At 73.4% G+C, this 4,054-nt stretch carries 6 protein-coding genes; 5 read left to right on the top strand and 1 reads right to left on the bottom strand.

Going from position 1 to position 4,054, the window contains the following annotated elements:
- The coding region (locus tag VFJ94_RS14570) for a carbon-nitrogen hydrolase family protein (protein ID WP_325004946.1) at positions 1-928 on the top strand (928 nt) is incomplete at its 5' end.
- Complete coding sequence (locus VFJ94_RS14565; protein ID WP_325004945.1) at positions 915-1,532, top strand: hypothetical protein; 618 nt, start codon at positions 915-917, stop codon at positions 1,530-1,532. The genes VFJ94_RS14570 and VFJ94_RS14565, both read left to right, overlap by 14 nt.
- Before the next feature lie 64 nt (positions 1,533-1,596).
- Here the strand turns inward: VFJ94_RS14565 and VFJ94_RS14560 are convergent, their stop codons facing one another.
- On the bottom strand, positions 1,597-2,106 hold the full coding sequence (locus VFJ94_RS14560) for a hypothetical protein (protein ID WP_325004944.1): 510 nt from the start codon (positions 2,104-2,106) through the stop codon (positions 1,597-1,599).
- A 155-nt stretch (positions 2,107-2,261) separates the two neighbouring features.
- Between VFJ94_RS14560 and VFJ94_RS14555 the strand changes: the two genes are divergently transcribed.
- The 3 genes from VFJ94_RS14555 to VFJ94_RS14545 all read left to right on the top strand — a co-directional run.
- Positions 2,262-2,489, top strand: a complete 228-nt coding sequence (locus VFJ94_RS14555) for a type II toxin-antitoxin system prevent-host-death family antitoxin (protein WP_325004943.1) — start codon at positions 2,262-2,264, stop codon at positions 2,487-2,489.
- The gene (locus tag VFJ94_RS14550) at positions 2,477-2,881 is read left to right on the top strand and encodes a type II toxin-antitoxin system VapC family toxin (RefSeq protein WP_325004942.1); all 405 of its coding nucleotides are present in this window, start codon (positions 2,477-2,479) and stop codon (positions 2,879-2,881) included. The genes VFJ94_RS14555 and VFJ94_RS14550 overlap by 13 nt, the downstream gene beginning before the upstream one ends.
- 43 nt (positions 2,882-2,924) lie before the next feature.
- Positions 2,925-4,054: hypothetical protein (locus VFJ94_RS14545; RefSeq protein WP_325004941.1), on the top strand; the 1,130-nt coding region annotated here is incomplete at its 3' end.

Here is a 4,054-nt window from a genome sequence, read left to right as displayed (position 1 = left end):
GGGGCTGATGCGCGCCTTCACCGCCGCTGCCGTGCAGCTCGCGCCGGTGCCGGGGCCCCTGTCCCCCGCGGCTGTCCGCGCCAACGTCGACAAGTGCGTCGACGTCACCAGGCGCTGCGTGGCCGACACCGGCGCCGAGCTCGTCGTGCTGCCCGAGTCCGCCACCACGGGCTTCACGCCGGACTGCTCCACCGAGCAGCTGTGGGACCTCATGAGCGAGCTGCCCGGACCGGTCGTCGAGCCGCTCCAGGACGTCGCGGGCGAGCTCGGCATCCACCTCTGCGTCGGCACCTACGAGCGGGGCGCCGAGCGAGGAGTCGTGCACAACTCCGCCGCCCTCATCGGCCCCTCGGGCGACGTCCTCGGTGTCTACCGCAAGACACACCCGTTCTGCTCCGAGATCGCGAGCGGAGGCGGGTGGGTCACTCCGGGCGACACCGTGACGGTGTGCGACACCGAGCTCGGCCGGATCGGCATGATGATCTGCTTCGACGGCGACTACCCGGAGCTGGCCCGGATCCAGGCGGTGCGGGGCGCCGAGGTGATCTGCCGCCCCTCGGCCCTGCTGCGCAGCGCAGACATCTGGGAGCTGACGTCGCGTGCCCGGGCCTACGACAACCACGTCTACGTCATCGGCGCGAACGCGACCGGTGTCGACCCGGCCGGGGTGCTCTACTTCGGCAACTCCCACGTCGTCACCCCGCTGGGGCACATCGTCGCCAAGGCGGCCACGCACGAGGGCTGGGTCTCGGCGCGCCTCGACCCCGACGAGGCGCTGCGGTCCCTCACGCCAGGCTCCAACGTCGGGCAGGGCTTCGACCACCTGAGGGACCGCAACCTCGACCTCATCCGCAACCACCGCGAGGACCTCGAGCGCCCGGCCCGGACCTCCTTCCCGCACGAGGGAGGCTCCGATGCTCCCCGGTGACACCCGCCGGGCCCTGCACGGCGTCGCCGAGCTCGTGCTCGCCGGACCGCAGTGGCGCACGTCCGGCACGATCCGGCTGCGCGTCACGCCCGGCGGCTTCGGGACCGTCGCCGAGCCGGACGTGCGGGTAGACGGCGCGGTGCTCGTGCGCGGCGACCGTCGGGTGCCGATCGAGGGGAGGTCCGCGTCCGCGCTGGCCGAGGCGGTCGGTCTCGTCGTGGCCACGCTCACGCAGGTCTACCCCGGCGGGTCGGGAGTGACCGTGGACGAGCCGCTGACCGCGGATCCCGTTGCGGCGCAGCACCTCTCGTCCTGCTTCGCAGCCGGGGAGACGGCCCTGCGGCGCCTGGCGCCCCACGAGGTGCCGGTGCTGTGGCCGGAGCACTTCGACGTGGGCGTGACCGTCGACGCGGTCAACTACGGCGTCTCCCCCGGCGACTCGCTCGTGCCGGAGCCGTATGCGTACGTCGGCCCGCACCGGCCCCGCACCGGGGACTTCTGGAACCAGCCCTTCGGCGCGGCGACGCCGCTCGGGCCGGTCCCGGACGCCGAGGCCGTCCTCGCGTTCTTCCTGGCGGGACGGGCGGCCGCCGCGCTGCCGTGACGACGACGGCACGTATGCCGCTGGGGCCGGCTCCGGCCGGTCGGCTTGCTCGCGCTCCGGCCGCTCAGCCCTGGGAGGGCGGCTTCGCCGACGTCGACGGGGTGGCGGCGCACGCGGCATACGTCATGGTCTTCGCGCCCGGCACCGTGGCCCGGTAGACCTGCCACCTGCCGTCCCGCTGCGCGGCGAGCCGGCACCTCGGCGGCCAGCCCGCGACCGCATGAACGGGCGTGCCCGCCGGCAGCAGCCCGGCCCCGCCGTCCACCGGCGGTGGGGGCTGGTGGCCGGTGCGCCGGTTGAGCTCGCTGTAGCTGCACGTGATGCGGAACAGCTCGGAACCGATCTGGTCCGCGGTTGCCGGCACGTCACCGAGACCCGCGAGGAACTCCACGCCGCCGGTCCGGATGAAGTCGACGTAGTCCACGATGGCGACCGGCCCGCCGCTGGCGACGGGTGGGCACCGGTCGACGGCGGTCGGGCCGTCCCCCGACCCCGGCCCGGGCTGCGGGCCACCCGTGCCGCATCCGGCGACGAGGGCGAGGACGAGTGCTGACAGGGTCCGCATGACATGCATGGCCGCTCCTCCACGATGGCTCTCCTGGTAGAGACACCCCACGGCTCGACAACGTTGCCTTAACGTGCGAAGGCCGCAGCGGCGCCGCACCACCAGCTGGTCTCAGCGGGGGCAACCAGGTTGACCAGCTTGGCTGACCAACGTAGCGTCGCAGCATGAGCAGGACCGTGAAGATCCAAGCGGCCAAGACCCACCTCTCGGCCCTCCTCGCCGACGTGGAGCGCGGCGAAGAGGTCATCATCGCCCGAGGCGACGAGCCCGTGGCTCGCCTCGTGCCCGTCCGCGGGCGGGGGCAGCGAGACCTCGGCTTCGTCGCGTGGCAGGTCCCGGGCACCTTCTTCGAGGAGCTGCCCCAGGAAGAGCTGGCCGCGTGGGAGTCGTGAGCGGAGACTGCCTACTCGACACCCACGCCCTCTTGTGGGCGCTCACGGACCCCGCCCGCCTCGGGGCTGCCGCGCACGCGCTGGTCGCTGACTCCCGCGTGCGGCTGCATGTCTCCGCCGCGTCAGGCTGGGAGCTGTCCACCAAGAGCCGGCTCGGCAAGTTGGCCGGGGCGGCGGTGGTCCTCGACGGCCTCGACCGTCATCTTGCCCGGCTCGGGGCGCGCCCGCTCGACATCTCCCTCCAGCACGCACTGCTCGCTGGGCGTCTCGACTGGGACCATCGCGACCCCTTCGACCGCATGCTGGCCGCGCAGAGCATGATCGAGTCCATGCCGCTCGTGAGCAAGGACCCCGCCTTCCATGAGGTGGCCGGCGTGCGGGTCGTCTGGTGAGCGGTGGAGGGCGCTCTGGGCACGTCCCACGCGGCAGCGATCGATGGTGAGGCGCCCGTGGGGCGGTGTCGCGACGGCCGTGACCGTGGCCCTGGGTCTCGCCGCCGCCGCCTCCTGCTCGGGGAGCTCCGGCTCGGAGACTTCCGGTGAGTCCCCCACCGCGACGGCCAGCACCGCATCGTGCCCGACCGCCACGGCATCGGCCACCGCCTCCGCCGCCTCTGCGGCTCACTCGGCACCCCAGGGCATCTCCGCCTACTTCGTGATGCCGGCCGCGACACCGTGCGCCAACGCCTCGCTGCTCCTCAGCATGCAGGCCGACGCGATCACCTTCGGCTACCGGGTCCTGCCCGCGTCGCCGTCCACCTACCCGGCCGCCGTCCGGCAGCTCGTCGGAAGTCGCACGGCATACGACTACACGGGCGGCGGTGACTGGGCCCCCGCAGCGCTGCGTCCCACGGACCACACCACCACGGTGGCCGGTGTGACGTGGACCGTCATGGACACCGGCGGCGGCACGGTCGTCGTGTCCCGGAGCGGCGACGACCGCCTCAAGGCTCTCAACACCGCGGGAAACCGCTTGGGGGCCAAGACGATCGTCGGCCTCCCCGCCCCGAGGGCCGGATCGCAGGACCGGGTCACCTACCTGCCCGACACCTCCTACCTGCCCACGCTCGCGCAGTTCACGAAGCGCTTCGTGGCGGACGCGGCGGCCGAGGGCGCCGACGGCTTCTACCAGCACGTCGAGATGCCGGTGACCGACACCGCGACGTGGGCCCCCGTCCGGTCCCTGTATGCCGTGCAGCACGCAGCCGTCAACGCCACGACGCCGGGCGCCCTGGTCGTCGTCTCCCCGTATCTCGAGTCCCGCACGGGCCGTGCGGGATTCACACCGGCTCAGGCCGGTCGCGGCGCACGGCTGATCCTCGACACTGCGAGCGGCACACGGCTGCTCATCGCCCCGCAGGACGGTCTGGGCGTCGGGACCGCGGCGCTGCGGGGGGACGGTGCGGCGGGTCGGGTCGCGCCCCTCGAGGACTACCTGCGTGCGATGCGGGACGCCGTCGGCGTCCATCTCTGGTCCAACGTCGAGCTCATGCGGCCCGGCGGTGGAGACTCCCGGGTCCCGACGACCGAGGCCCGGGTGTCCCAGCAGCTGTCGGCCGAGTCGCC

Origin of the sequence: Intrasporangium sp. (assembly GCF_035688975.1) — a bacterium.
Classification (GTDB): domain Bacteria; phylum Actinomycetota; class Actinomycetes; order Actinomycetales; family Dermatophilaceae; genus CALMNV01.
The sequence above is the reverse complement of the archived record's forward strand: the minus strand, read 5'-3'. Positions and strand labels throughout refer to the sequence as shown.

Excerpts from the sequence above, each read along its gene's own strand:
- VFJ94_RS14565 (WP_325004945.1), top strand. The coding sequence starts at position 915 with ATGCTCCCCGGTGACACCCGCCGGGCCCTGCACGGCGTCGCCGAGCTC.
- VFJ94_RS14560 (WP_325004944.1), bottom strand. The coding sequence starts at position 2,106 with ATGCATGTCATGCGGACCCTGTCAGCACTCGTCCTCGCCCTCGTCGCC.
- VFJ94_RS14555 (WP_325004943.1), top strand. The coding sequence starts at position 2,262 with ATGAGCAGGACCGTGAAGATCCAAGCGGCCAAGACCCACCTCTCGGCC.